Source organism: Pseudomonas sp. WS 5021 (assembly GCF_012985535.1).
In the GTDB taxonomy this organism is placed as follows: domain Bacteria; phylum Pseudomonadota; class Gammaproteobacteria; order Pseudomonadales; family Pseudomonadaceae; genus Aquipseudomonas.
Genome location: NZ_JAAQWP010000003.1, coordinates 712292 through 738651 on the forward strand (window position 1 = coordinate 712292; position 26360 = coordinate 738651).

Here is a 26360-nt window from a genome sequence, read left to right on the forward strand (position 1 = left end):
AAGCGCAGTGGTCAGTGCTTGTGCAGCGCGGCATAAAGCTCGGGGCGCCGGTCTGCGAGGTAGTGATTGGCCGCTTGTGCGTCACGTATCAGCTGACGGTCGAGGGTAGCGACGATCAGCGCTTCATCCAGGCCGGCCTGGGCGACACGCTGGCCATTCGGCGCGGCGATGCTGCTTTGCCCGCAATACTGGATCTGGTCTTCATGCCCACAGTAGTTGGCGTAGGCCACATAGCACTGGTTTTCAAAGGCCCGTGCCCGCACGGTGACGTCCGCGACGAAGTCGAAGGGCACCATGTTGGCCGTCGGTACCAGGATCAACTCGGCACCGGCCAGGGCCAGGCGCCGGGTGTTTTCCGGGAACTCCAGGTCGTAACAGATGAGGAACCCCAGCTTCCAGCCGTTCAATTCGACGATAGGGAACTCGTCGCCGCCGGCGCTGAACATCGAGTGATCGAGATCGCCGAACAGGTGCGTCTTGCGGTAGTTGCACCGGCGCTGGCCAGTGGCATCGATCAGTTGCACAGAGTTGTAGATCTGCCCGTCCTCGGCCCGCTCCGGGTAGCCATAAAGAATCGCCAGACCCGCATTGCGCGCCAGTTCGGCAATGGTTTGCGCTGCCGGTCCATCCTGCGTCTCGGCCAGCGCGCCCACCGCTTCCGCACCAATGTTGTAGCCGGTGAGGAACATTTCCGGCAGCACCAACAGGTCTGCATCGCCCGCTTCATGGGCGACGTGGTGCAGGCGCTTGAGATTGCCGGCTACATCCAGTGGCAATGGCGGGCATTGGTACAGGGCGACACGCATGGCTTGACTCCTTATTCGGCTAGGGCGATGGGGCCGATCTCATCGAACACATCCCCAGGCCCCGGGTTTTGCGGGTGGGTACTGCCACCGAAGTGGGTCATGATGCCCCAAACCGCGTTCAACGAGGTTTGCACTGCGCCTTCGACCCAGGCTGGGGTCCAGGATACGTCGTCGCCGGCGATGAAAATCCCGCGCTGCTCGGCCGGCATATCCTTTTGCATAAAGTGCGCGTACATGCGCTGGTTATAGCGATAGTGGCCCGGCAACGCGCCCTTGAAAGCACCGAGGAAATGCGGGTCGGCCTCCCAGGAAACGGTGATCGGGTCGCCAATGATGCGCGCCTTGATATCGACTTTCGGGTAGATCTTTTTCAGCGCATCGAGGGCCAGCTTGACCCGTTTATCAATGGGCTGCGGCAGCATTTTCAGGGCGTCGCTCATCCACGAGTAAGACAGGCAAATGACCCCCGGTTTGTCGTCGCCGTTGTCGAACAGGTAGGTGCCGCGGGTCAAGCGGTCGGTGAGGGTCATGCTCATCAGGTCGCGGCCGGTTTCCGGGTCTTTGTCCTTCCAGAAAGGCCGGTCGACCATGACAAAGGTTTTCGACGACTGCATATAGCGCGTGCGGTCCAGGGCCATCCACATTTTTTGCGAGAACAGGCTTTCGTCGCATTCGATCTGGGTGGTCAGCAGCCAGCTCTGGCAGGTGGTCAGCACGGCGGCGTATTCCCTGGTGTCGCCATAATTGTCGGTCACCGTGAAGCGCCCGTCGGCGGCATGGGCAATGCGCTTGACCCCGGCCCGCGGCGCGCCGTGGTGCAGGGAACTGAGGCTGGTGCCGGCTGGCCAGTGGGCGCAACGCTCTGGCACATGGCGCCAGATCCCCATGGGCACCTGCGCCACGCCACCGACCACCAGGTGCTGGTGATCGTCGCAGTTGGTCATCACCACGCGGAATATTTCCAGCATCGAGTTGGGGAAGTCCGAGTCCCAGCCACCGGTGCCAAAACCGACCTGGCCGAACACTTCGCGGTGATGGAACGACAGCTTGGCGAACGCCTTGGAAGTGGCGACGAAATCGTAGAACGTGCGGTCGTCCCACAGCGGCACCAGGGTATTCCACAGCGCTTTGAGGCGTGGCACATCGCGGTCGCGGATGGCCTGCTGGATATCGCTGAACTGCGAACCGGCTTCCAATGCATCGGCCCAGGCGTCAGCCACTTCCTGGAACAGCGCAGGAAGGTCGGCGAGTTTCTGTGCGTAATGGGTCTGGCCTTCCAGGTCGATCACGGTGCTGCCGGAGGCCGGTGTCAACGGGTTGGGGAAGGGCTTGGTCTCCAGGCCCAACTTATCCACATAGTGGTAGAACGCCGTAGAGGACACCGGGAAACGCATGCCACCCAGTTCGGCGATGATGCCTTCGGCCCCTTCAAACGCCTGGGAACGCAGGCGCCCGCCCATTTTCGAGGCCTCGTACACCACCGGCTTGAGGCCCAGCTTCATCAGCTCGTAGGCGGCCACCAGCCCGGCGATACCCGCACCGACAATCGCCACTTTAGCGCCATGGTGGGCGGCAGGAATACTGCCCAAGCCAGCCGGGTGTTCGATCCAGTCATCGAAGGCGAACGGGAAGTCCGGGCCAAAGATGGTGATGGGTTTTTTACCGTCTGCAGGGTGGCGATTGTTCTTGTTGGTGGCGTTCATGGCTGACCTTGCTGGCAACTGCACGGGGCACGACCCGTGGAGTATAGGAAAAGATGGCAGCCATTCTAGGGAGCGTAGCGCTCGTTAATAAGACGCAAAGTGTCGTCGTTTTGGATTGTTTTTAGTCGAAGTGACGAAAATGGTGGTCAGATTGGCTGCCCACGATCCAATTTGTTGCTAAGGATGATCGAGGTGGTGGTCTTTTCTACCCCATCGACACTGCCGATCTGGTCCAGCAGTTGATCAAGTTGCTCCGGCGAATCGGTGCGCAGCCAGGCCACATAATCAAACTCACCACTGACCGCACACAACTGCTGGACCTGGGCCATGGCGCTGAGTCGACGCAGCACTTCCTTGCCAGAGCGCGGTTGCACCGTGATCCCCACATACGCCTGCAACCCACCATCCACCACACGCTGGCCAAGGCGCACGCCATAGCCGGTAATCACCTGGGTCTTTTCCAGGCGCGCCAGGCGCGAGGTCACCGTGGTACGGGCAATCCCCAATTGCCGGGCGAGCATCGCCACGCTTTCACGGGCGTTGAGCTGCAAGGCGGCGATTAGTTGGCGGTCGATTTCATCGAGAGCGGGAGGGCGGGTGGCGGACAAGATGGGCTCCGGCGTGGGCGGCAATGAGGGAGCATGTTACAGGCTCGTGGTCAGTGGTGCTTGGGGGGACCGCCAGAAACGCGAAAGCCGCGCAGTGCGCGGCTTTGAGTATGGTGGGCCCAGTAGGACTCGAACCTACGACCAAGGGATTATGAGTTGCTGGGCGTCCGTGTATGACTAGACAAGTCGTTCGTAGGTGAACGTAGGCTGGCATAGCTGGGGGCCTGTGTTTGCTGGTCTTTAGCGTAATCTAAAGAAGGTTGTTGAAACTGAGTGCTGTACAGGGGGTGTACCGATTTTTCAGCGAATTAGCTCAGGAGGTGTATTCATTAAGGTTTTTTGACAGCCCGTCCATGAACATTTGTGTGGCTTGCCGTAAATAGCATCCCTCCCGACTACGTCACCGACACCAACACGCCAACCGGGCAGCCCTGAGTTCGGAGGCAAAGTAGCTTCGCCAAACAGCGGCGAAAAAAAAGAGCGTTACTGTGCGTGTATACAATGGATTCACTGGCTGGCAATATCAAATTGCCTTCATTCGTTGCGGGCAATGGACAGACAGATGAGACCAACAAGGAAAAGTTATGTGCGTACAAATATTTCGCGAAATTTCCGAGCCGATTAGAATTGGGTTATCTCATGATGAGTATTGGGGGGGGGCTGATGGCGGACTTATTACGTGTTGGGAAGTTGGTAGAGAACTTAGAGAAAGTAGCCCCGACTTAAAGTTGAAGTGTGAAGCTGGAGAGCTACCTGTCCTAGGATGGAAGGGCGGAGTAGGTTCGGTTGATAAAAAAATAAAAAAAATTGGATCGTTGAAGTATCTTGCCCAATGGCAGGGCATACGTGGCGAGAGCTTATCAGTAAATACTAGTATTGAAACAACTGTTATGTGCTCTAGAACGGGAAGCACTGTGGTGTTTACATCAGGCCGCGAAAGCAACTCGGATGCTGTGTCTGTCACGGAAATATTAAAAGGATGTAATCAAATGCGCCTAGATCGATACAGTATCCGAAACTATCGACGTTTGGAAAATGTAGAAATTAGTTTAGAATCAACTGAAACAATATTTGTAGGTGCGAACAATGCCGGGAAAACCTCAGCCACCGCTGCATTTAGAGCTTTCGTATCAAATCGGCTGGAGTTTAGGATTCACGACTTTCCGACAGAATTAATAAACGAGTTTGACCGATTTGGCGAAGAGAACGCGGTTTCGCAAACGGTCCTTCCAACAATAGAACTTGACCTTTGGTTTTCGTTTAATCCTGATATTGAGTATGGGCGTATCGCTTACCTATTGCCAAGAATTGGTAAGGAGGATGTTGAGGCCGGTATTCGGCTACAATATTCTGTGACATCTCCGGAGCAGCTGCTCCTAGATTATAACAAATCCTATCCTCCAATAAAGATCGCTACTGATGATAGGGATAAGCGGGTACGCAAATCACTTAGCCACTATTTAAGCCAAGATGGGGTGTTGAAGAAGCATTTTGGTTTGAAATATTATGTTCTCGAAAAGACGCAGCTTGATACAGATCTAGTACTTCATCCTTTAGATTATCAAGTCGGTAAAAAGGCTTTGGCATCTCTTATTCGGGTTGATTTTGTTGATGCGCAGCGTAATATTGATGATGGATCTACATCTAAAAGCAATCGTTTGTCAGATGTTTTCTTAGATTTTTATAAACATAATCTCAATAAAATGAACGATGATAGCGAGTCCTTGGAGATTATTGAAAGAAGTAATGATAACCTTTCGGATCATTATGAGAAAGAGTTTTATTCGCTGATTCAGACGATCGAGGAGTTGGGTTTTCCCGGTGCAAATGACAGAAAGCTTAAAGTTATTTCTAATCTCAATCCTGAGAAAGCTTTGAGTGGTAACGCCGTCCTCACTTATTTTGATGCTGATTCAAAACACCCTCTTCCAGAGTCTTATAATGGATTGGGGTATAAGAATCTGATATATATGGCAATCCAGGTTGCCCACTTTCAAATTCAGTGGCTTAATACTGAGGTGGACCGTCCGCTTTGCCAGCTGATATTTATTGAAGAGCCAGAAGCGCATTTGCATGCGCAAGTACAACAAGTATTTATTCGCAAAATTCGTAAAGCAATTCAAAAGACAACGAAGAATCTAGGGCATGAGAGCCATTGCCCTCAGCTTGTGATTACCACGCATTCATCCCATATTATTGCAGAAGCAGATTTTAAGAAGATTCGGTATTTTCGTAGATGTGTTAGCAGCTTCGGTACGCCTAAAACAGCGATCAATAAAGCGACGGCCACTAAAATACTGAATTTAGCTAAATTTGCGTCCGAATGTACCGAGCAAGAGAATCTCAATTTTCTACAAAAGTACCTTTCCCTGACTCACTGCGATCTATTTTTTGCAGATGCTGCGATTATCATAGAAGGAACTGTTGAGCGTATTTTACTCCCTCATATAATTAAGAATTATCATCCTATATTAGAGTATGCCTATATAACCACTCTTCAGCTTGGAGGGGCGTTTGCGCATAAGTTTCTACCCCTGATAAGATTTCTAGATTTAACATGTCTCGTGATAACAGACTTGGATTCTGTAGATCGAAATGATAATAGGAAATCATGCAGGGCTGATATTGTAGATGCGGTTAGTAGCAATGCTTCTATTACAGCTTTGCTGCTTAATGGTAAGAAAGGGCTAAAAGGAGAGGATAAAGCCAGATATGATCAGGCCAGACTGATATCTAATTTGTTAGTCTTGAAGCAAGATCAAAAAAAGGTTCCAGGCAGTAGGATTTACGTGACATTTCAAGATGCTATTGAGATATCTAGTGCAACAGGAAAAAAGAAAGTGATTCCGAGAACATTTGAAGAATCATTTATTTATACAAATTTTGATCTGGTGGCGGCGGGGAAGCTCGATGTTTTGATTGAGTACCCTGAGGGCGCGACTATTGAGCAGCACTACCAAAAAACTTATGATGAGGTTGTAAAAGGTTTTAAGAAGGTAGAGTTTGCATTAAATCAAATTGAAACTCTTGAGGAGTGGAGGTCTCCTAAATATATATCTGATGGATTAACATGGCTGTCGTCTACATTGAGCGTCACGACAGATATCACTCTGATGTTTGATTCCGAAGTCGTGGAGGTAAAATGAATATTGCAGTTGTTGATCCAGATGAGGAAATAAAAAAATTTATCGATTCGAAGACAAGTTTTTGGGTAGTCGCGGGTGCGGGATCCGGCAAAACAGGATCGTTGGTCAAGGCTTTGAACTATATATCTACATCCTATGGCGTTCTGATGCTGGCCTCAGGTCAAAAGGTTGCATGCATAACTTATACTAATGCGGCTGTAGATGTCATAAAAAAACGCACGAATTTAAATGAACTGTTCTTAGTGAGTACGATTCATAGATTTATGTGGGATCAAATAAATAGCTTTCAAAGTGATATTAGGAGTTCTATAAGGGAGCGCATAATTCCTAAAAGAATAGAAAAGAAAAAGGAAAAAATAAAGGGTAATAGCAAGGAGGCAATCAAGGCTCGAGCGCAAATTGTGAGGCTGGCCAGTGCTTTAATCTCCGTAGATAGTGTCGAGGTTTTTAAGTATAGTGACAGCGGATACAGCGATTTCGAAAAAGGGCAGTTGGATCACGATGATGTTATAGATATAGCGTCGGATTTAATATTGAATAATAAATCCCTGCGTCGAATTATAGGTCAGCGGTTTCCTTATATTTTTATTGATGAGGCTCAAGATACATTCCCTAATGTGATTGAGGCTTTCAATAGTATCTCGGGTGAACCCGGTCTTCCTATTACGGGATATTTTGGCGATCCGGTCCAACAAATCTACGAAAAGCGCGCAGGTGATTTTCAAGGTCCTTCTGGGTCATATAAAATTGAGAAAAAGATTAACTATAGATGTTCGATTGAGGTTATAAAAATTCTCAAATCTATAAGGCCAGACCTTCCGCAAGACCCAGGTAGCGCAAACGCTCAGGGTAGTGTTGAGCTATTAATAATAAGGTCTGAGAGTGGAGAGGGAGAGAGAAATACTTACTCGAGTAGGCAGCTCGTTAATAATCTATTGAAATTTGATCGGGCTTTAGAGGCTGTTGGTTGGCAAGGTGACGGCGAGGTTAAACAGCTATACCTCACTCGCCAGATGATAGCGGTCCGTCTGGGCTTTTCGAATTTAAATAAATTATTTACCGGAACTTATTCTTCACAACACTCCGAGGATGCTTTCAAAGAGGGAAGTCACTACTTGGTTTCTCCATTTGTTAATACACTGGTTCCCTTGATTAATTATTTTTATTCCGGAGACTGGGGTGCTATATCAGCTTTGCTTAGAGAAACAAGTCCTGCGTTAGATCCAGAAGGGAAAAATAAAAGCAAGTCTCTTAGGGAGGTTTCGCGGGAAATAAGAAAAAATATCGAAGAGTTGAGCCGGCTTTGGACATCAAGTACAACGTATCAGGTTTTGCGATTTGCGAGGGATAACGATCTTTTTAAGAGCAATCAAAGGCTAGATGAGCACCTTTCACGTTCGCCGCGGGAGGAGGAGTATGACGATGAAATTCACTATTTGGACAAGGCGGATTGGTTGTGCGACGAGTTTTTCAAACTCACATGTGAAGAGTTGCCGCCTCTTTATAAGTTTATTAATAAAATGACTCCTTATAGCACTCAGCACGGCGTTAAAGGAGATGAGTTTCCAAAGGTTCTAGTAGTATTTGACGATGTTGAAGCAAATTGGAATCAATACAGCTTTTCTAAACTGTTCACGCCTAAGACCGCTGGTAGAGAGCCTACTGATGGTCAGAAGACAAAAAGTTATAATCTTGCATATGTTTGTTTTTCTCGAGCTGCAAAGGATCTTAAAATAATGATTTTCAGTAGCAATCCTGAGGCGGCTAAGAGAGAAATAGAATCGAGTGGATTATTTGACTCTGCTAAAATCACGTTGTTTATGTAAGTTCGTGTGCGTCATGAATTTGGCGCCCCCTTTTTTACTACAGAAATTCATAAAGGTAGATCGTTCAACTTGTCAGGCTTAATTTGGCTTCGCTTTGCTTAGGCCCAACTTTTTTCCCCATCTGCTTCGAGGCGCGTTAGCCACGGTCAGTACCACAGTGCAGCACTATTCGTTGAGCCGAAGGCTAGTAAGGATCGGTGGATGGTGGAGCAAACGAAGCTTGTGGGCCCACAACACACATCTTGCCGTACTGTCGAGTAAGATTGTATGAGATTTAAGGTTGCTAGACTGTGAATTTGATGAGGTCGCGCATAATCGCATTGAATCGCGTTAACTTGCATTAAAGTTAACTAACTTGCCTAATTGTTGCGCCGCTCTGCTTCGTCATTGCAGTAGGTGGCAAGCTATTCGTCTTAAAATTGATCGTAGGAATTATTGTCACGTCGGCTAAGTCCTGTTTGGCGGCATGTACCAATGACGAAGCTTCTCTGATGACATTGGCGGGCTTGGCTCTGGTATGTGCCTACCTCACCAAGACCATTCCCGTTCCGCCAGACACACAAAAGCCGCGCAGTGCGCGGCTTTCAGAGATGGTGGGCCCAGTAGGACTCGAACCTACGACCAAGGGATTATGAGTCCCCTGCTCTAACCAACTGAGCTATAGGCCCTCAGTAGGTCGCGGATTATAACGATGGTTTCTCCACTGTGCTATCCGAAAAATCCGAATGGGTCATGTGAAGGAAGGTCGCGGCGAAGATGTCGGGAGGCAGAGGCAGGCTGACGATGTAGCCTTGCATTTGTTCGCAGCCTTCGTCGGCGAGGAAGGCTTGCTGGGCGGGGGTTTCCACGCCTTCGGCGATGATGGTGAATTGCATGCTGTGGCCCAGGGCGATGATGGCGCGCACGATGGCGGCGTCGTGGGGATCGTCCGGTAGGCCGCGGACGAAGGACTGGTCGATTTTCAGGAAGTCCAGGGGCAGGCGCTTGAGGTAGCTCAAGGATGAATAGCCCGTGCCGAAGTCGTCGATGGCCAGTTGTACGCCCAGGTGCTTGAGTTTATGCAGTACTTCCAGGGCTTCTTCGGCCTGGCTCATGATGAAGTTTTCGGTGATCTCCAGTTGCAGGCAATCCGGTTCCAGGCGGTTGTCGCGCAGCAGTTGCTCGATGCGCCCTAACAGGTTGGGGTGGCGCAGTTGGGCCCCGGCGAGGTTGACGGAGAGGGGGCCGAAGTCGTCGTAGCACTTGCGCCACTGATGCAGTTGCCGGCAAGCCTGCTCCAGGACCCAGTCGCCGATTTGCAGGATCATGCCGTTCTCTTCGGCCAGGGCGATGAAGTGTTCGGGAGGTACGTCGCCAAAGGTGGGATGGCGCCAGCGGATCAGGGCTTCGGCGCCGATCAGTTGTTGGGTGTCCAGGCTCAGCTTTGGTTGGTAGTACAGAAACAGCTCATCGCGCTCTATGGCCCGGCGCAGTTCGTGTTCGAGGGCGACGCGCTCATTGGCCTGGGCGGTGAGGTCCTGGGTGTAGCGTTCAACCCGATTGCGGCCCTTGGCCTTGGAGCGGTACATAGCGGCATCGGCGTTTTTTACCAAGGTGGCGACGTCGATCCCATCCTGCGGATAGAAGCTGGTGCCGATGCTGGCGCTGATAAAGAACTCGTGCTCGCCCGCCTGGAAGGGCAGGGTGAAGCAGGCCAGCAGTTTATTGGCCAGGTGCTGGGCGTCGCTGGCTTGTTGCAGGCCGGGCAGCAGGATGATGAATTCGTCACCGCCCAGGCGCGCTACGGTGTCGATATCGCGCAGTTGCTCCTTGAGGCGCACCGCGATGTCCTTGAGCAGCAGGTCGCCAATCGGGTGGCCGAGGCTGTCGTTGATGTGTTTGAAGCGGTCGAGGTCGAGAAACAGCACCGCGCCCTGGCTGCCGGTTTCCTGTTGGTTGTTGAGGGCGGTTTGCAGGCGATTTTCAAACAGCGTGCGGTTGGGCAGGCCGGTGAGCGGGTCGTGGTGCGCCTGGTAATCGAGCCGCGCCTGGGCGTGCTTGAGGCTGGAGATGTCGGCAAATACTGCCACGAAGTGGGTGATTGATTGCTCGAGGTTGCGCACGGCGTTGATCGTCAGCCAACTGGGATACAGCTCGCCGTTCTTGCGCCGGTTGGAGATTTCGCCTTGCCAGTGGCCGTTGGCCGTCAGTTGATGCCACATGGCGGCGTAGAACGCGCTGTCGTGCAGGCCGGAAGCGAGCAGGCGCGGGGTATGGCCGAGGGCTTCGGCTTCGCTGTAGCCGGTGATTTCGCTGAAGGCGCGGTTGACCGCGCTGATGTTCTGCCGGGTATCGGTGATCAACACGCCTTCGGCAGTGCTTTCGAAAACTGTCGCGGCCTGTTGCAGTTTTTCCTGCATCAACTGACGCTCGGTAATGTCGCGGGCGATGGTCAGCATGCAGTCGTCATCCCCAATGGGCAGCGGGCGGCTGGATACCTCGCACAGGCGAATCTGGCCATCATTGCGCCGGATATGGCAGACGAAGTCGCGCACCAGGCCGTCGCGTTGTAGCAGGTCGAGCATGTGCTTGCGCTCGTTCAAGTCCACCCAGATGCCCAGGTCCAGGGTCGATTGGTCCAGGGACATCGCACTGTTGAAGCCGGTGATGCGGCTAAAGCCTTCATTGACCTCCAGCAGCAGGCCGTCGTGCTGGCGCGTCAGCAGTAAGCCGTCGGGCGAGGCGTGAAAGGCCTTGGCGAACTTTTCTTCGGAAGTTTGCAGCAGTTGCTGGGTTTCCTTCAGTTGGGTGATGTCCCGCACTACCACCACCAACGCTTCGGTCGCATCGAGCTGGAAGGGTTCGGCAGAGATCAGCCCGGTGAACGCCTGGCCATTGCTGCGCAGGAACGGCATCTCCAGGTTGCGGATGCTGGTGGTCTGCACCCGCTTGAGCAGGTTGGGGCCTACGCCCTGGATGCCCCAGATGTTCAGCTCGGTGGCGGTTTTACCGACCACGTCTGCGGCGCTCAGGCCAATCTGGTCCTCGAATGCCTTGTTGACCTCCAGCAGGCAGCCATCGGACAGGCGGGCGATCACCAATATGTCCGGACATTGCTGGAACACCGAGGCGAACTTCTCCTGCGAGAGCTGCAGCGCTTCCTCGGTACGCTTGGCCTCGCTGATATCGATCATCAGGCCGCGCATGACCGGCTCATGCCCATGCTTGATCAGGCTGACAATGTCCCTGACCCACAAGCAACGGCCATCGGCGGTGATCACCCGGTAGTCAATGCTGTGGTCGCGGTTGGCGCGGGTTTCCCGCTGGCAGAAGCTGTCGGCACGGGTCAGGTCGGCAGGGTGGATGATGTTGCGCCAGAAGCCGGGGATCAGCCAGTGCGCCCGTGGATAGCCCAGCAGCTCCTCGGCATGGGGCGACACGTAGCTGTAGGTGAAATCGCTGATGTCTGCTTCCCAGGCGATGGCTGACAGGCTTTCCACCAATCCCCGGTAATGGTACTCGCTGCTGCGCAGCTCCTGTTCCAGGGCCACCCTGCGGGAAATTTCCGAGCTGAGCCGGCGATTGATCCGAATCACGATGGCCAGCACGGTACTCAACAGCAGCACGGCAGGTAGGCCGTAGAGCAGCAGATCGGTCCAGAAGGCTCGGTGATCAATGACATTGCCGACCCAGTGTTCCTGGATTTCGTTGATTTCGCTGGGGCTGAGGTCGGCGAGCACCTTGTCGAGGATGCCGATCAACATTTTGTTCTCGCGGGGTACGCCCATTGCCAGTTGGTAGCGATAAGGCGTTTCGCCACTAACGTACAAACCGTCGAGCTTAAGCTGGCGCAGGCTCCACACACTGGAGGCTAGGTCGCCGACGACGGCGTCCACCTCATCGGTGGCCAGGGCCTGCAAGGTCGAGCTGACGTTGGGCATCGCCACCAGGTTCAGGTCGGGGTGGTGGGTGCGCAGCAATTCGTGGGGGGCATAGTTCTCCACCACGGCGATCTTCAGTCCATACAGGTCCTTGAGGGAACGGGGCTGGGCGCCGCCTTCGTGGGCAAGAATGACGATGGGGAAGTCGAGGTAAGGCCTGGAAAATGCCAGGAAACCCTGGCGCTCCGGGGTGGACATGATGCCCGGTAACAGGTCGAGCTGATTGTTCTTGGCCTGCTCCAGCAGGGCGCTCCAGTTGGCAGGCTCGATCAACCTGACCTTGATGCCCAGGCGCTCCTGGATCAGTCGTACATAGTCAGCGGCCAGGCCCTGATAGCGGCCTTCTTCGTCGCGATATTCAAATGGCGGCCACGATGCGTCAACGCCCAGGCGCAACTCCGGGTGGTCCGCCAACCAGCCATGCTCTTCATCAGTGAGAGTCAACGCGCCAGCCGTTGCGGTCCAGGTCAGCAGCGACAGCAGTAGCACGGTCGGCAGTCTGGGCATAACGGTCTCGTTATGGCACGGGGAATATTTCGAGTGTAGACGGGCATTGCGGGGGGAGGTAAAGCGGGGAGGATTTAATCTGCACAAAGCAAAACCCCCAGGCCTGGGCCTGGGGGTTTTGTGATCACTCGTCGAGGAAGGAGCGCAAATGCTCGCTTCTCGTCGGGTGGCGCAACTTGCGCAGCGCCTTGGCTTCGATCTGACGGATCCGCTCGCGGGTCACGTCAAACTGCTTACCGACTTCCTCAAGGGTGTGGTCGGTATTCATGTCGATGCCGAAACGCATGCGCAGTACCTTGGCTTCACGGGCAGTGAGGCCGGACAGTACGTCGCGCGTCGCTTCTTTAAGGCTCTCAACGGTGGCGACATCGATTGGCGACTGCATGGTCGAGTCTTCGATGAAGTCACCCAGATGGGAGTCTTCGTCATCACCAATCGGGGTTTCCATGGAGATCGGCTCTTTAGCGATCTTCAATACCTTGCGGATTTTATCCTCAGGCATTTCCATGCGTTCGCCCAGCTCTTCCGGGGTCGGTTCGCGACCCATTTCCTGCAACATCTGCCGGGAAATACGGTTGAGCTTGTTGATGGTCTCGATCATGTGCACCGGAATACGGATGGTGCGGGCCTGGTCGGCGATCGAGCGAGTGATCGCCTGACGGATCCACCAGGTGGCATAAGTCGAGAACTTGTAGCCGCGACGGTATTCGAACTTGTCCACAGCCTTCATCAAGCCGATGTTGCCTTCCTGGATCAGGTCGAGGAACTGCAAGCCACGGTTGGTGTACTTCTTGGCGATGGAGATCACCAGACGCAAGTTCGCTTCAACCATCTCTTTCTTCGCGCGACGGGCCTTGGCCTCGCCGATCGACATGCGACGGTTGATGTCCTTGATCTCGGCAATCGTCAGACCGGTTTCGGTCTGCAATGCAGTCAGCTTCTGCTGGCAACGAACGATGTCGGCCTGGAAGCGACCAATGGCTTCAGCGTATTTGCTTTTGCCCTTGGCCAGTGCGTCGGTCCAGCTTTCGTCAACTTCATTGCCTGGGAACTGGCGCAGGAAGTCGGCACGCGGCATGCGCGCATCACGGACACAGAGCTGCATGATCGCCCGCTCTTGTGCACGCAGACGCTCAAGGGCGCTACGAACCCGCTCAACCAGGCCTTCGAATTGCTTCGGCACCAGTTTGATCGGCATGAACAGCTCAGCCAGGGCCAGCAGTTCGGCGGTAGCCTGCTTGCTGCCACGACCGTGCTTCTTCAGGGCCTTGCGCGCCAGTTCCATCTGGTCGGAGACCGCGCCAAAGCGCTGGGCTGCGATGATTGGATCCGGGCCGCTTTCGACTTCTTCTTCGTCGTCGGTGCTGGCTTCAGCCTCGTCGTCGTCGGTTTCGTCGTCCGCTTTCACGGCTTTCGGGTCGACAGGCGGCGGTATTTCGGCAGCAGGCGGCGTAATGCCATCGTCCGGGTCGATATAACCGCTCAGGACGTCGGACAGGCGGCCACCTTCGGTGGTAACGCGGGTGTACTCGGAGAGAATGTGGTCAACCGTGCCGGGGAAGTGCGCAATTGCGCCCATCACTTCGCGGATGCCCTCTTCGATACGCTTGGCGATTTCGATTTCGCCTTCGCGTGTCAGCAGCTCAACCGTACCCATTTCACGCATATACATGCGCACAGGGTCGGTGGTGCGACCGATATCGGTCTCCACTGCAGCCAGCGCGGCAGCAGCTTCTTCAGCGGCGGCCTCGTCGGTATCGGCGTCCGCCAGCATAAGAGAATCCTTATCTGGCGCAGCTTCGAATACGTTGATCCCCATGTCGTTAATCATGCGGATGATGTCTTCCACCTGTTCCGGATCTGAAATATCCTCCGGCAGGTGGTCGTTGACCTCCGCGTAAGTCAGGTAACCCTGCTCACGACCAAGGACGATCAACTCTTTGATACGAGACTGCTGTTGCGCTTTTCCGGACATAACACCCTATCCACTGAAGGTCTTGGCGGGCAAAAAACAAGCCGAGGATTATACCCGAGCTATGACCTCACACGCCAGCTGAGGTCGGGTTTGATGCGGAAACATTCTGTTTTAAGAGGTCGCGCATCTGCTTTGCTATCTGAATTTGCTCTTCAGCCGACAATCCTGGCTGCCTTGCTTTCTTGATAAGTTCGTCGAGGGTCTGCGTGTGCTGACCCGCGGATAACCTAGTAATGGTGTCTAAAAACTGTTGTTCAAGGTTATCGCCGTCAATTAACCACTCCTTTTCTGCGAGTGCTTTCAAAAGACGTCCTTGCTCTGTGCCATGCCAGCGGGCCATCAGCTGGATTGAGTTTAGCTTAGGATTTTTTTGTACGGCCTCGATCAGGGCAATCAGCACCTGGGCGTAGGTGTTGCTCTCGTTGGCAAAATGTTCGGCGCTTTCCACTCGACCCGCCAATTGCGGGTGGTGGATCAGGGTGCGCAGGGCAATCAGCGTCGGCGCTTCTACGGCCACCGGTGTCCGCGGGGCGTAAGCCTCGTCGCGGTCGCCATGCTTGCCGTTTTTGCTCCAGGGTTTCTTGTCCCATTTCTTGCCGCCGGCGCCGGGTTTCTTCGGCGTCCAGTCCTGTTGAGGCACAAAGGCCTCTTGAGGTTGGTGAAAGTCAGCGTAGTCCGGCATGGCGTCGTAGTCGAAGCCCGGGTCGTAGGCTGGTGGCGCCTCCTGGGGCGCGCTGTGCACCAGCTGGCTGACCGCCTCGCCGCTCAGGCCGGTGATCTCCAGCAGGCGCTGGCGCATCAGGGCCTTGAGGTTGGCGCCGGGGACCTTGTCGATCAGCGGTGCCGCGAGGGTAGCCATATGGGCCTTGCCTTCGAGGGAGCGCGGGTCGGCTTCTTCGGTCAATTGCTGGAAAAAATAATCGGCCAGCGGTTGTGCGTGCTGGTGGATGCGCGCGCGAAACGCATCGGTACCTTCGGAGCGCACCAGGGTATCCGGGTCTTCGCCTTCGGGCAGGAACAGAAAGCGCGCGCGGCGCCCATCCTGCAGGCTCGAGAGGGTGGCTTCGAGGGCGCGCCAGGCCGCATTGCGTCCCGCCTGGTCGCCGTCGAAACAGAACAGCACGCTGGGCACTACGCGAAACAGGCGCTTCATGTGCTCTTCGCTGGTGGCGGTGCCGAGGGTTGCCACGGCATTGCGCAGGCCTTGCTGGGCCAGGGCGATAACGTCCATGTAGCCTTCAACCACGATGATTTCATCGAGGTTGCGGTTGTTCTTGCGCGCTTCAAACAGGCCGTAGAGTTCCTGGCCCTTGTGAAACACCGGGGTTTCCGGGGAGTTGAGGTATTTGGGCTTGTCGTCACCCAGTACCCGTCCGCCGAAGGCGATGATGCGGCCACGGCTGTCGCGGATCGGGAACATCACTCGATCGCGAAAGCGATCATAGCGCTTGCCGGTCTCGGCGTTTTCCACCAGCAGGCCGGCGTCGATCATGGCCTTTTGCTGCAGGGTGTCGCTGCTCAGGTGCTTGTACAGGTTGTCCCAGCCCGGCGGGGCGAAGCCCAGGCCGAAGTCGCGGGCGATTTCCCCGGTCAGGCCGCGGCCCTTGAGGTAGTTCACGGCGGCTTTGCGCTGTGGGTGGCTTTTCAGGGCCTGGCGGTAGAACTCGGCGGCGGCGGTGAGCAGCGGGTACAGCGGCGAGTCGGTAGGCTGGCGCGGTTTGTGCGGCCGGCCACTTTCTTCGCGGGGGATTTCCATGCCGGCGGCTTTAGCCAGTTCCTCGACGGCCTGGGGGAAGTCCAGGTTGTCGTGGTCCATGATAAAGCCCAGGGCATTGCCGCCGGCGCCGCAGCCGAAGCAGTAGTAGAACTGCTTGTCGGGGCTGACGCTGAACGATGGGGTCTTTTCTTTATGGAACGGACAGCAGGCGGTGTAGTTCTTGCCAGCCTTTTTCATTTGCACGCGCGAGCTGACAACATCGACGATGTCGGTGCGGTTCAGAAGGTCGTCAATAAAGCTCTGGGGAATTAGCCCGGCCATGGCGTTCTCGTCATCACTGCGTGTAAATGAGGGCCCGTGACGCACTCAAGACGCGCATGGCGGCGGCTTGATCATCGATTGTCTGCTTGGGCTGCCAGGAAGTGTATCTGTCGAACGTTCACTGACGTTAGTTCCAATCAGTCTTCGACGTGTTTGAAAGCGTTGCCCTGGAGTCCGGTCACGGCCAATGGCGGCCTCGGAAGCTCATCGTGGGGCACAGTCGACCTATTGATCGCCTGCTTGGAAAATGGGTGTGCTCGTCAGTAGCCTTGATAGGCTCGTCAGAAGAGACGTGCACCGCTGGCAAAAGAGCCAGTCCTGACGTGTGAAGCTTTGTCTCGGTCGCATGTGCGGCGTCGACGGTGAAGCATCAAGCGATATCCGCAAATGCCAACAGCCCGGCTGAGGGCCGGGCTTGGCAGAAGCTTGCTACGAACGTCTGTGTATTAGTACAGACGAACGGCGCGGCGCTGTTCGCGCTGAACTTTCTTGGCGTGACGCTTAACAGCGGCTGCTGCTTTACGCTTACGCTCAGAAGTTGGCTTCTCATAAAATTCGCGGCTACGAACTTCAGCCAGAACACCGGCTTTTTCGCAGGAGCGCTTGAAACGACGCAGAGCTACGTCGAAGGGTTCGTTCTCTTTTACTTTGACGGCTGGCATCCAGAGCTACCTTCTTTCATTACCGGGAATCAACGTTCTCGTCGCAAAAAATTCGCGGCTGAGGTCGTCGGTTTTTAAGGGTTGCGGATGTTAACCCCTCATTGCCCGGAATGCAAAGCCTCTGATCGAAAACCGCTAGTCGGGAGGGGACGTGGCGACTATTATGCGCGCCTTCGAATTCAGCCTCTACAAGGCGCAAACCCATGTTAGTACTGGGCTTAGAAACCTCCTGCGACGAGACCGGCGTCGCGCTTTACGACAGTGAACGCGGGCTTTTGGCCGATGCGCTGTTCAGTCAGATCGATCTGCATCGGGCCTATGGCGGGGTGGTGCCGGAGCTCGCTAGCCGTGATCACGTCAAACGCATGCTGCCATTGATTCGACAGGTGCTGGACGAGGCCGACTGCGTCGCCACCGAGATCGATGCCATCGCTTATACCGCCGGCCCTGGATTGGTCGGGGCCCTGCTGGTTGGGGCTTCCTGCGCCCAGGCGCTGGCGTTTGCCTGGGGTATTCCAGCCCTTGGCGTGCACCATATGGAAGGCCATTTACTGGCGCCGATGCTGGAAGAAAACCCTCCTGGGTTCCCGTTCGTCGCTTTGTTGGTTTCCGGTGGCCATACGCAGCTGGTTCAGGTCGATGCAATCGGCCAGTACACGCTTCTGGGGGAGACCCTGGACGATGCCGCCGGTGAAGCTTTCGACAAGACCGCCAAGATGATGAGCCTCAATTATCCCGGTGGTCCGGAAATCGCGCGCCTGGCGGAAAAAGGCGTGGCGGGGCGCTATACCTTCCCGCGTCCGATGTGTGATCGCCCAGGCCTGATGTTCAGCTTCAGTGGCTTGAAAACCTTCGCCTTGAACACCTGGCAGCAAAGCGTCAGCGCCGGGGACGACAGCGAGCAAGCCCGTTGCGACATCTCTCTGGCGTTCCAGCAGGCGGTGGTGGAGACTTTGACCATCAAGTGCAAGCGTGCCCTGAAGCAGGCCGGCATGAAGCGCCTGGTCATCGCTGGAGGCGTCAGCGCGAACAAGGCATTGCGTTTGTCACTGGAAAAAATGCTCGGCGACCTCAAGGGCGATGTGTTTTACGCGCGCCCTGAGTTCTGCACCGATAACGGCGCGATGATCGCCTTCGCCGGTTGCCAGCGCTTGCAGGCGGGCCAGCATGAGAGCCTGGCCATCAGCGTGCAGGCGCGTTGGCCGATGGAGCAACTGCCGCCGTTGTGATCGACGAACATGAGTCGGGTTCACTGGGCGTATTTAAAAATGCCGTTCGCGCCCGGCAAACAGGTCGCGTAAATTGCCGCGATGGCGCCATACAATCAGCAGGGTGAGTACGCTCATCGGTAGCAGGGCAGCCGGCTCCTGCCAGGCCAGCAATGGCAGGGTCAGGGGGGTGGCGATCAATGCGGCGAGGGAGCTGGTGCGGGTCAGGTAGAACGTCAGCAGCCAGGCGGCAATGGCCAGCAGCGCCGCTGGAGGGTAGATCCCCAGTAGCATGCCGGCGGCCGTCGCGACGCCCTTGCCACCGCGAAAGCGAAAGTACAGCGGGAACAGATGGCCGAGCACGGCACACACGCCGATCCAGGCTTGTTGTTGCAGGGAGAGGCCGGCGAGGTCGGCGATCAGCACGGGCAACAGGCCTTTGCATACGTCGCCGAACAACGTCAGTACGGCGAGCTTTTTGCCGGCCAGGCGCAACATATTGGTGGCGCCGGCATTGCCCGAGCCACTCATTCGCGGGTCGGGATTTCCCGTCAGGCGGCTGAGCAAGATGGCAAAGGACAGCGAGCCGAGCAGGTAGGCGAGGGTCGCCAGTAACCAAGACATGCTAACTATTCCGGGCGAGGACGCCTTGATTCTAACGGGGCATTGCGCCCTTGTCGTGCTGTGGAGAAGAGTGCTTGGACAGAGTGTTTATCGAAGGCCTGGAAGTCGACACCGTGATCGGGGCCTACGACTGGGAGCGAGGTATCCGTCAATGCCTGCGCCTGGACCTGAGTTTCGCCTGGGACAATCGCCCGGCCGCAGCCGGTGATGACCTAACCCTGGCCCTCGACTACGCCAGTGTTTCCACGCGCATCCAGGCCTTTGCCGCGCAGGCGCAATTCCAGCTGGTGGAAACGTTTGCCGAGCGCCTGGCGCAGGTCTTGATGGAAGAATTCCAGATCCCCTGGCTGCACCTCAAGTTGACCAAGCCCGGTGCCGTCCCGGCCGCCAAGGGCGTGGGCGTGGAGATCGAGCGCGGATGTCGCTAACTCAGGTTTACCTTGGTCTTGGCAGCAATATCGAGCGCGAGGCCCGTTTGCAGGCGGGTCTTGAGGCGTTGGATGGCTTTTTGACCGATATGCGCTGTTCTGCCGTATTCGAAAGTCAGCCGGTGGGGATCAAGAGCGGGCCGTTCTTCAACCTGGTGGTATCGGCGTACACCGATTTGCCGTTGATGGAACTGGATCGCCGGCTGAAGTCCATCGAGGCCGACAATGGCCGCTATGCGCCGGATCGCAAGGGTTTGCCCCTGGATATTGATGTGCTGCTGTATGGCGACCTGAGCGGTAATTTTGATGGGTTGGTGTTGCCGCGGGCAGAAATCCTGAAAAACGCCTTTGTGTTGTGGCCGCTGTCGTTGATGGCGCCGGAACGTGTGCATCCTGAAGTCGGCAAGACATTTGCCGCGCTGTGGCGGGATGCACAAATCGACCAGGTACTGGCACCGGTTGCCTTCGAATGGCGTGGCAGACCACTCACCCCAGACCTGTAGAAACCGGCTCGCCAGCGCCTACAGTGAGTGTTGGTCCTTGTAGGCTTTCAGGGCCTTGAGCCGTTCACGCTTGAGCGCCTCGCCCAGCTCCGGGCCCTTGAAACCTTTCTCCAGTAGCGGCGCCACTGCCACGGCCCGCGCCACCTGCGCGGCGCGACGTAAATAATCCGCCTGTGGATAACTTCGCTGCTCAAGGCCCTTGCGACCTCGTGCATCCATTTCGCAGGCGACGACAAATTCTTCAAAGCGCTGTGGCCGACGGAATACGTCAAAGCTCTGCAGCAACTCCAGCAGGGTCGAGGCCTTCAGCTCCAGGGCCCGATGACCATGGGTGTGATACTCGCCGACCAGTAGCGCCAATTCCTGGCAATCCTTGGGCACTTTGAAGCGCTCATTGACGGCTTTGATCAGCTTCAGGCCCCGCTGCTCGTGGGCAATATGCCGGGGCAACTTATCCACAGGTGTCAGGCCCTTGCCCAGGTCATGCAGCAGGCAGGCCCAGCGCACGGTCAAGGGTTGGGCGTGGAGGGCCGTCTGTTGCAGCACGCTCAGGGTGTGGATGCCGGTATCTATCTCGGGGTGATGAGCTTCGGGTTGGGGCACACCGAACAGGGCATCCACTTCCGGTAGCAGGGTTTTCAGGGCATGGCAGTCGCGCAGCACCTGGATAAACACCTGTGGCTGATCTTCCATCAGGGCCCGGGAAATTTCCTTCCAGCTGCGTTCCGGCGTCAGGGCTTCCAGTTCGCCGGAGTCGCTGAGCTGACGCATCAATTCCAGGGTTTCGGGGGCGATAGTGAAACCGAGACCGGCATAACGTGCGGCAAACCGCGCGACCCGCAGTACGCGCAGGGGATCTTCGGCGAAGGCCGGGGAAACGTGACGCAGTACCCTTGCTTGCAGGTCGCGCTGGCCGTTGTACGGATCGGTCAGGTTGCCGTCGTCGTCTTCGGCGATCGCGTTGATAGTCAGATCGCGGCGGATTAGGTCTTGTTCGAGGGTGACTTCGGGGCTGGCATGAAACACAAAGCCGCCATAACCCCGACCGCTTTTGCGTTCGGTGCGGGCGAGGGCGTACTCATCGTTGTTTTTTGGGTCCAGGAACACCGGAAAGTCAGAGCCCACTGGGCGATAGCCCAGGGCGAGCATTTCTTCAGTGGTGGCGCCTACTACGACCCGATCGATATCGGTAACGGGGATGCCGAGCAAGCGATCACGTACCGCTCCACCGACTTTGTAGATTTGCATGAAAAAGCCTCCATTAGCCCTACAGGATAACGCCTGCGGCCGGCCAATGGAGGCATTGCTGCGTCAAAGGTGAACCACGGCCAGGTCCAGGCGGCCGTAATCGTTGTCGTTATGTTCGTTGCGCGGCGGCACGTGATGGGTCTTCATGACCTGATCGCCTTGCAGGGTCTCCAGGTGGATATCGAAGCCCCATAGCCGGTGCAGATGCTTGAGCACTTCGTCCGTGGATTCTCCCAGGGGTTTGCGGTCGTGTTGCTGGTGGCGCAGGGTCAGGGAGCGATCACCGCGCATATCGATGCTGTAGATCTGCACGTTGGGCTCGCGGTTGCCCAGGTTGTATTGGGCCGCTAGGGTCTCGCGGATGGTGCGGTAGCCGGCTTCATCGTGGATGGCAGGTACCAGCAGGTCGTCCTTGAGGTCGTCGTCCAGAATGCTGAACAGCTTGAGGTCACGAATCACCTGGGGTGACAGGTACTGCAGGATGAAGCTCTCGTCCTTGAAGCTGCTCATGGCGAACTTGATGGTCGATAGCCAGTCACTGCCGGCGATCTCCGGGAACCAGCGGCGATCTTCCTCAGTGGGGTGTTCGCACATGCGCCGGATATCCCGGTACATGGCGAAGCCCAGGGCATAGGGGTTGATGCCGCTGTAGTAGGGGCTGTCGAAGCCTGGCTGGAAGACCACGCTGGTATGTGAGGTGAGGAACTCCATCATGAAGCCGTCGGTCACCAGGCCTTCGTCGTAAAGGTCGTTCATCAGGGTGTAGTGCCAGAACGTTGCCCAGCCTTCGTTCATCACCTGGGTCTGGCGCTGTGGATAAAAGTACTGGGCGATCTTGCGCACGATCCGCACGATCTCCCGTTGCCATGGCTCCAGCAGCGGGGCGTGTTTTTCCAGGAAGTACAGGATGTTTTCCTGGGGCTCGACGGGGAAGCGCGCATTGTCCTTGTCGCTATTCTTGTCGGCGCGTTTGGGGATGGTGCGCCACAGGTCGTTGATCTGCTTTTGCAGATGCTCTTCCCGGTCCTTCTGCCGTAACCGTTCCTCCTCGGCGGAAATCGGATAGGGGCGCTTGTAGCGGTCTACCCCGTAGTTCATCAAGGCATGGCAGGAGTCGAGCAGGTCTTCCACCGCATCGATCCCGTGGCGCTCCTCGCACTGCATGATGTACTGCTTGGCGAACACCAGGTAATCGATGATCGAACTGGCGTCGGTCCAGGTGCGGAACAGATAGTTGCCCTTGAAAAAGCTGTTGTGGCCATAGCACGCGTGGGCCACCACCAGGGCCTGCATACAGATGGTGTTTTCTTCCATCAGGTAGGCAATGCACGGGTCGGAGTTGATCACTATTTCATAGGCCAGCCCCATCTGGCCACGGGTGTAGGACTTCTCCGTGCTGAGGAAGTGCTTGCCGTAGGACCAATGGTGGTAGCCCAGGGGCATGCCCACCGAGGCATACGCATCCATCATTTGCTCGGCGGTGATCACTTCGATCTGGTTGGGATAGGTATCCAGGGCATATCCGGCCGCAATACGGCTGATTTCCCGGTCATAGGCCTGGATCAGTTCGAAGGTCCATTCGGACCCCGTGGAAATGGGTTGGCGCTTATGCTCTTTGGCGGTCATGTCACTAACCTGCGCTGGAAGAGTTCACGGAAGACCGGATAGATATCGCCGGCCGAGACCAGTTGTTGCTGGGCGAAGGTGTCGGCGAAGGCTTCACCGATGCGCTCGTATTCAAACCACAGGGCCTGGTGCTCGCGGGGGGTAATCTCCACATAAGTGTAGTACTGCACGAACGGCATGATCTGGTTGATCAGGATGTCGCGGCAGATGGGCGAGTCGTCGTTCCAGTTGTCGCCATCGGAAGCCTGGGCCGCGTAGATGTTCCATTCGTTGGCCGGATAACGCTCGGCCATGATTTCCTGCATCAGTTTCAGCGCGCTGGACACGATGGTGCCGCCGGTCTCCCTCGAATAGAAAAACTCTTCTTCGTCGACCTCGCGGGCACTGGTGTGATGGCGGATAAACACCACGTCGATCTTGTCGTAGTTACGCTTGAGAAACAGGTACAGCAGGATAAAGAAGCGCTTGGCGATGTCCTTGGTCGCCTGGGTCATGGAGCCGGAAACGTCCATCAGGCAGAACATCACTGCCTTGGAGCTGGGGTTGGGTTGCTTGACCAGCAGGTTGTATTTCAAGTCGAAGGTGTCGAGAAACGGCACGCGGTGAATGCGCGCACTGAGTTTCTCGATTTCTGCTTCGATTTCCTGGATATCGCCGAAATTGTCTGGCTCTTCGCGCTTCAATCGCGCCAGTTCTTCCTTGGCCTCCTTGAGTTTGGCGCGGCTGCTGCCAGATAGGGCGATACGCCGGGCATGGGCTGAACGCAGGGTACGGATGATATTGATGCGCGAGGGGTTGCCCTCGTTGCTGATGCCGGCGCGTACGGTCTTGAAGGTGTCGGTGCCGGTCAGGTTGCGTTTGACCAGGTTGGGCAGCTCCAGGTCCTCGAACATGAATTCGAGGAACTCCTCCTGGGTAATCTGGAATACGAACTCATCCATGCCTTCGCCGGAGTTGCCGGCCTTGCCTGGGCCTTTGCCGCCGCCACCGCCTTGAGGACGCTGGATGTGTTCGCCGGAGGTGAATTCCTTGTTTCCCGGATGAACCACGGTCTGTTTGCCGCCGCGGCCGTGATGTAGCACCGGTTCATCGATATCCCGTCCGGGAATGCTGATCTGCTCGCCGTGCTCCATATCGGTAATGGAGCGGCGACTCACCGCCTCTTCGACGGCCTTTTTGATGTGGTCACGGTAACGCCGCAGGAAACGCTGGCGGTTTACCGTGCTCTTGTTCTTGCCATTGAGGCGTCGGTCGATCACATAGCTCATAGGGAGCCCTCCGGGCAGCTTCACGTTACAAGCTTCAAGCCGCGAGCTGGAAGCTTAGAGACAAGCGGTCAGCTGCCAGGCCAGAGGCCCGGCAGCGCACGCCTGTCGCTGCCTTACTGCGATTTGCGAACCCGCAGGTACCACTCGGAGAGCAGCCGTACCTGTTTGTCGGTGTAGCCGCGCTCGACCATTCGTGTGACGAAGTCGTTGTGTTTTTGCTGATCCTCCTTGCTGGCCTTGGCGTTGAAGCTGATGACCGGCAGCAGATCCTCGGTGTTGGAGAACATTTTCTTCTCGATGACCACCCGCAGCTTCTCGTAGCTGAGCCAGGTAGGGTTCTTGCCATTGTTGTTGGCCCGGGCGCGCAACACGAAGTTGACGATTTCGTTGCGGAAATCCTTCGGATTGCTGATGCCGGCCGGTTTCTCGATCTTCTCCAGTTCTTCGTTGAGGGCTACGCGATTGAGGATCTCGCCGGTTTCCGGGTCGCGGTATTCCTGGTCCTGGATCCAGAAGTCTGCGTACAGCACATAGCGGTCGAAGATGTTCTGGCCGTATTCGCTGTAGGACTCCAGGTAGGCGGTCTGGATTTCCTTGCCGATGAACTCGATATAGCGCGGCGCCAGGTACTCCTTGAGGAAACGCAGGTAGCGCTCGCGGGTTTCAGCCTGGAACTGCTCTTGTTCGATCTGTTGCTCCAGGACATAGAGCAGGTGCACCGGGTTGGCGGCGATCTCGTGGGGGTCGAAGTTGAAGACCTTGGACAGGATCTTGAAGGCGAAGCGCGTCGACAGCCCGTTCATGCCCTCATCGACGCCTGCCGTGTCGCGGTATTCCTGGATCGACTTGGCCTTGGGATCGGTGTCCTTGAGGTTTTCCCCGTCGTAGACGCGCATTTTCGAATAGATATTCGAGTTTTCCGGCTCCTTGAGGCGCGACAGCACGGTGAACTGGGCGAGCATCTTCAGGGTGTCGGGTGCGCAATGGGCCTTGGCCAGGGAGCTGTTGAACAGCAGCTTGTCGTAGATCTTGATTTCATCGCTGACCCGCAGGCAGTACGGCACCTTGACGATATAGATCCGGTCGATGAAGGCTTCGTTGTTCTTGTTATTGCGGAAGGTGTGCCATTCCGATTCGTTGGAGTGGGCCAGCAGGATGCCGGTAAACGGAATCGCGCCCAGGCCTTCTGTACTGTTGTAGTTGCCTTCCTGGGTCGCGGTGAGCAGTGGGTGCAGCACCTTGATCGGCGCCTTGAACATCTCCACGAACTCCATCAGGCCCTGGTTGGCCCGGCACAGTGCGCCCGAGTAGCTATAGGCGTCCGCGTCGTTCTGCGGGAACTCCTCCAGCTTGCGAATATCGACCTTGCCCACCAGCGCCGAAATATCCTGGTTGTTCTCATCCCCCGGTTCGGTCTTGGCGACGCCGATCTGGTTGAGAATAGATGGATAGAGCTTCACCACCCGGAACTGGCTGATATCACCGCCGAACTCGGCCAGGCGCTTGGTGGCCCAGGGCGACATGATGGTGTTGAGATAGCGCCGTGGAATGCCGAAGTCTTCTTCGAGGATCGCGCCATCTTCCGTGGCGTTGAACAGGCCCAGGGGCGACTCGAATACCGGGGAACCCTTGATCGCGTAGAAAGGCACCTTTTCGATCAGTTGCTTGAGTTTTTCGGCCAGGGAGGATTTACCGCCGCCCACAGGGCCGAGCAGGTAGAGGATCTGTTTCTTCTCTTCCAGGCCCTGGGCGGCATGGCGGAAGTAGGAGACGATCTGGTCGATGCATTCTTCCATGCCATGGAAGTCTTCAAAGGCCGGGTAGCGGCGGATGACCTTGTTGGAGAATATTCGCGATAGTCGCGAATTATTGGAGGTGTCTACCAGCTCCGGCTCACCAATCGCCAGTAGCAGGCGCTCGGCGGCAGACGCGTAGGTACTGCGGTCCTTTTTGCACAGCTCGAGATACTCTTGCAGCGTGAGCTCTTCCTGCTGTGTGGACTCGAAGCGTTGTTGGAAGTGGCTAAAAATACTCATGACGTCGTCACCTCGCTCGATACGTGGAGCCGACGCCGGATCAATCAGTCGATGCTGGCAGCCAGTGGCGCTTGCCGTGGCCATTTCCCCCCAGAACACCCTGAAACGCTACCGATGACCCGCACGCCGGTGTACCGGCTCTCCCCTGTTTTGGATGGCCTGCGCTTAATGATAGTTGGGAATCCGGGAGGTCAAGGCGAGATGCCTAATTAGTTTGGGCGCACCGTT

Annotated in this window: 17 protein-coding genes, 1 tRNA gene and 1 pseudogene; 6 read left to right on the forward strand and 13 right to left on the reverse strand. The window is 56.1% G+C overall.

The features are described 5' to 3' along the window. Positions 1-11 precede the first annotated feature (11 nt). The 3 genes from HBO19_RS13265 to HBO19_RS13275 all read right to left on the reverse strand — a co-directional run bounded on the left by HBO19_RS13265 (position 12) and on the right by HBO19_RS13275 (position 3117). On the reverse strand, positions 12-806 hold the full coding sequence (locus HBO19_RS13265) for a carbon-nitrogen hydrolase family protein (protein ID WP_170057639.1): 795 nt from the start codon (positions 804-806) through the stop codon (positions 12-14). Positions 807-817: 11 nt separating this feature from the next. After that, the gene (locus HBO19_RS13270; RefSeq protein ID WP_170057640.1) at positions 818-2509 is read right to left on the reverse strand and encodes an NAD(P)/FAD-dependent oxidoreductase; all 1692 of its coding nucleotides are present in this window, start codon (positions 2507-2509) and stop codon (positions 818-820) included. 146 nt (positions 2510-2655) lie between these two features. Continuing rightward, positions 2656-3117, reverse strand: a complete 462-nt coding sequence (locus HBO19_RS13275) for an Lrp/AsnC family transcriptional regulator (protein WP_170057641.1) — start codon at positions 3115-3117, stop codon at positions 2656-2658. A gap of 584 nt (positions 3118-3701) precedes the next feature. Here HBO19_RS13275 and HBO19_RS13280 point away from each other — a divergent pair. The 3 genes and pseudogenes from HBO19_RS13280 to HBO19_RS28485 form a co-directional block, all read left to right on the forward strand. Then, positions 3702-6263: an ATP-dependent endonuclease gene (locus HBO19_RS13280; RefSeq protein ID WP_170057642.1), complete on the forward strand. Its 2562-nt coding sequence runs from the start codon at positions 3702-3704 to the stop codon at positions 6261-6263. After that, positions 6260-8089: a UvrD-helicase domain-containing protein gene (locus HBO19_RS13285; RefSeq protein WP_170057643.1), complete on the forward strand. Its 1830-nt coding sequence runs from the start codon at positions 6260-6262 to the stop codon at positions 8087-8089. The genes HBO19_RS13280 and HBO19_RS13285 overlap by 4 nt, the downstream gene beginning before the upstream one ends. Before the next feature lie 365 nt (positions 8090-8454). Beyond that, positions 8455-8634: pseudogene (locus HBO19_RS28485) on the forward strand (P-type conjugative transfer protein TrbL); the annotation flags it as partial. Positions 8635-8680: 46 nt separating this feature from the next. On the opposite strand, the gene HBO19_RS13290 reads toward HBO19_RS28485, so the two are convergent. The 5 genes from HBO19_RS13290 to rpsU all read right to left on the reverse strand — a co-directional run bounded on the left by HBO19_RS13290 (position 8681) and on the right by rpsU (position 17191). Then, positions 8681-8757 (reverse strand) — tRNA-Ile (locus tag HBO19_RS13290). 15 nt (positions 8758-8772) lie between these two features. Continuing rightward, positions 8773-12516 carry a bifunctional diguanylate cyclase/phosphodiesterase gene (locus tag HBO19_RS13295; RefSeq protein WP_170057644.1) on the reverse strand — a complete coding sequence of 1248 codons (3744 nt, stop codon included), beginning with the start codon at positions 12514-12516 and terminating at the stop codon, positions 8773-8775. Between the two features lie 124 nt (positions 12517-12640). Continuing rightward, complete coding sequence (rpoD, locus tag HBO19_RS13300; protein WP_169953793.1) at positions 12641-14491, reverse strand: RNA polymerase sigma factor RpoD; 1851 nt, start codon at positions 14489-14491, stop codon at positions 12641-12643. Positions 14492-14558: 67 nt separating this feature from the next. After that, entirely contained in the window at positions 14559-16529 is a 1971-nt protein-coding gene (gene dnaG / locus HBO19_RS13305) for a DNA primase (protein ID WP_169953796.1), read from the reverse strand. Between the two features lie 446 nt (positions 16530-16975). After that, entirely contained in the window at positions 16976-17191 is a 216-nt protein-coding gene (gene rpsU, locus HBO19_RS13310; RefSeq protein WP_002551877.1) for a 30S ribosomal protein S21, read from the reverse strand. Positions 17192-17394: 203 nt separating this feature from the next. Between rpsU and tsaD the strand changes: the two genes are divergently transcribed. Next, on the forward strand, positions 17395-18420 hold the full coding sequence (tsaD, locus tag HBO19_RS13315) for a tRNA (adenosine(37)-N6)-threonylcarbamoyltransferase complex transferase subunit TsaD (RefSeq protein WP_170057645.1): 1026 nt from the start codon (positions 17395-17397) through the stop codon (positions 18418-18420). A gap of 33 nt (positions 18421-18453) precedes the next feature. Here tsaD and plsY read toward each other — a convergent pair whose 3' ends face one another. Continuing rightward, positions 18454-19023 carry a glycerol-3-phosphate 1-O-acyltransferase PlsY gene (gene plsY / locus HBO19_RS13320; RefSeq protein ID WP_029296831.1) on the reverse strand — a complete coding sequence of 190 codons (570 nt, stop codon included), beginning with the start codon at positions 19021-19023 and terminating at the stop codon, positions 18454-18456. Positions 19024-19097: 74 nt separating this feature from the next. Here plsY and folB point away from each other — a divergent pair, with 74 nt between their 5' ends. Then, positions 19098-19451: a dihydroneopterin aldolase gene (folB, locus tag HBO19_RS13325; protein WP_029296829.1), complete on the forward strand. Its 354-nt coding sequence runs from the start codon at positions 19098-19100 to the stop codon at positions 19449-19451. After that, complete coding sequence (gene folK / locus HBO19_RS13330; RefSeq protein WP_169953800.1) at positions 19442-19954, forward strand: 2-amino-4-hydroxy-6-hydroxymethyldihydropteridine diphosphokinase; 513 nt, start codon at positions 19442-19444, stop codon at positions 19952-19954. Before folB ends, folK begins: the two co-directional genes overlap by 10 nt. Positions 19955-19972: 18 nt before the next feature. Here the strand turns inward: folK and HBO19_RS13335 are convergent, their stop codons facing one another. The 4 genes from HBO19_RS13335 to HBO19_RS13350 all read right to left on the reverse strand — a co-directional run bounded on the left by HBO19_RS13335 (position 19973) and on the right by HBO19_RS13350 (position 26132). Beyond that, on the reverse strand, positions 19973-21202 hold the full coding sequence (locus HBO19_RS13335; RefSeq protein ID WP_170057646.1) for a multifunctional CCA addition/repair protein: 1230 nt from the start codon (positions 21200-21202) through the stop codon (positions 19973-19975). Positions 21203-21265: 63 nt separating this feature from the next. Beyond that, on the reverse strand, positions 21266-22828 hold the full coding sequence (locus HBO19_RS13340; RefSeq protein ID WP_169953804.1) for a SpoVR family protein: 1563 nt from the start codon (positions 22826-22828) through the stop codon (positions 21266-21268). Next, on the reverse strand, positions 22825-24096 hold the full coding sequence (locus HBO19_RS13345) for a YeaH/YhbH family protein (RefSeq protein WP_169953806.1): 1272 nt from the start codon (positions 24094-24096) through the stop codon (positions 22825-22827). Before HBO19_RS13345 ends, HBO19_RS13340 begins: the two co-directional genes overlap by 4 nt. Before the next feature lie 113 nt (positions 24097-24209). Continuing rightward, positions 24210-26132: a PrkA family serine protein kinase gene (locus HBO19_RS13350; protein WP_017739508.1), complete on the reverse strand. Its 1923-nt coding sequence runs from the start codon at positions 26130-26132 to the stop codon at positions 24210-24212. Positions 26133-26360: the final 228 nt, after the last annotated feature.

Bases quoted from the DNA above. Each gene is read 5' to 3' on its own strand.
- HBO19_RS13265 (WP_170057639.1), bottom strand. From the start codon at position 806: ATGCGTGTCGCCCTGTACCAATGCCCGCCATTGCCACTGGATGTAGCC.
- HBO19_RS13270 (WP_170057640.1), bottom strand. From the start codon at position 2,509: ATGAACGCCACCAACAAGAACAATCGCCACCCTGCAGACGGTAAAAAA.
- HBO19_RS13280 (WP_170057642.1), top strand. From the start codon at position 3,702: ATGTGCGTACAAATATTTCGCGAAATTTCCGAGCCGATTAGAATTGGG.
- HBO19_RS13285 (WP_170057643.1), top strand. From the start codon at position 6,260: ATGAATATTGCAGTTGTTGATCCAGATGAGGAAATAAAAAAATTTATC.
- HBO19_RS13295 (WP_170057644.1), bottom strand. From the start codon at position 12,516: ATGCCCAGACTGCCGACCGTGCTACTGCTGTCGCTGCTGACCTGGACC.
- rpoD (WP_169953793.1), bottom strand. From the start codon at position 14,491: ATGTCCGGAAAAGCGCAACAGCAGTCTCGTATCAAAGAGTTGATCGTC.
- dnaG (WP_169953796.1), bottom strand. From the start codon at position 16,529: ATGGCCGGGCTAATTCCCCAGAGCTTTATTGACGACCTTCTGAACCGC.
- rpsU (WP_002551877.1), bottom strand. From the start codon at position 17,191: ATGCCAGCCGTCAAAGTAAAAGAGAACGAACCCTTCGACGTAGCTCTG.
- tsaD (WP_170057645.1), top strand. From the start codon at position 17,395: ATGTTAGTACTGGGCTTAGAAACCTCCTGCGACGAGACCGGCGTCGCG.
- plsY (WP_029296831.1), bottom strand. From the start codon at position 19,023: ATGTCTTGGTTACTGGCGACCCTCGCCTACCTGCTCGGCTCGCTGTCC.
- folK (WP_169953800.1), top strand. From the start codon at position 19,442: ATGTCGCTAACTCAGGTTTACCTTGGTCTTGGCAGCAATATCGAGCGC.
- HBO19_RS13335 (WP_170057646.1), bottom strand. From the start codon at position 21,202: ATGCAAATCTACAAAGTCGGTGGAGCGGTACGTGATCGCTTGCTCGGC.
- HBO19_RS13340 (WP_169953804.1), bottom strand. From the start codon at position 22,828: ATGACCGCCAAAGAGCATAAGCGCCAACCCATTTCCACGGGGTCCGAA.
- HBO19_RS13345 (WP_169953806.1), bottom strand. From the start codon at position 24,096: ATGAGCTATGTGATCGACCGACGCCTCAATGGCAAGAACAAGAGCACG.
- HBO19_RS13350 (WP_017739508.1), bottom strand. From the start codon at position 26,132: ATGAGTATTTTTAGCCACTTCCAACAACGCTTCGAGTCCACACAGCAG.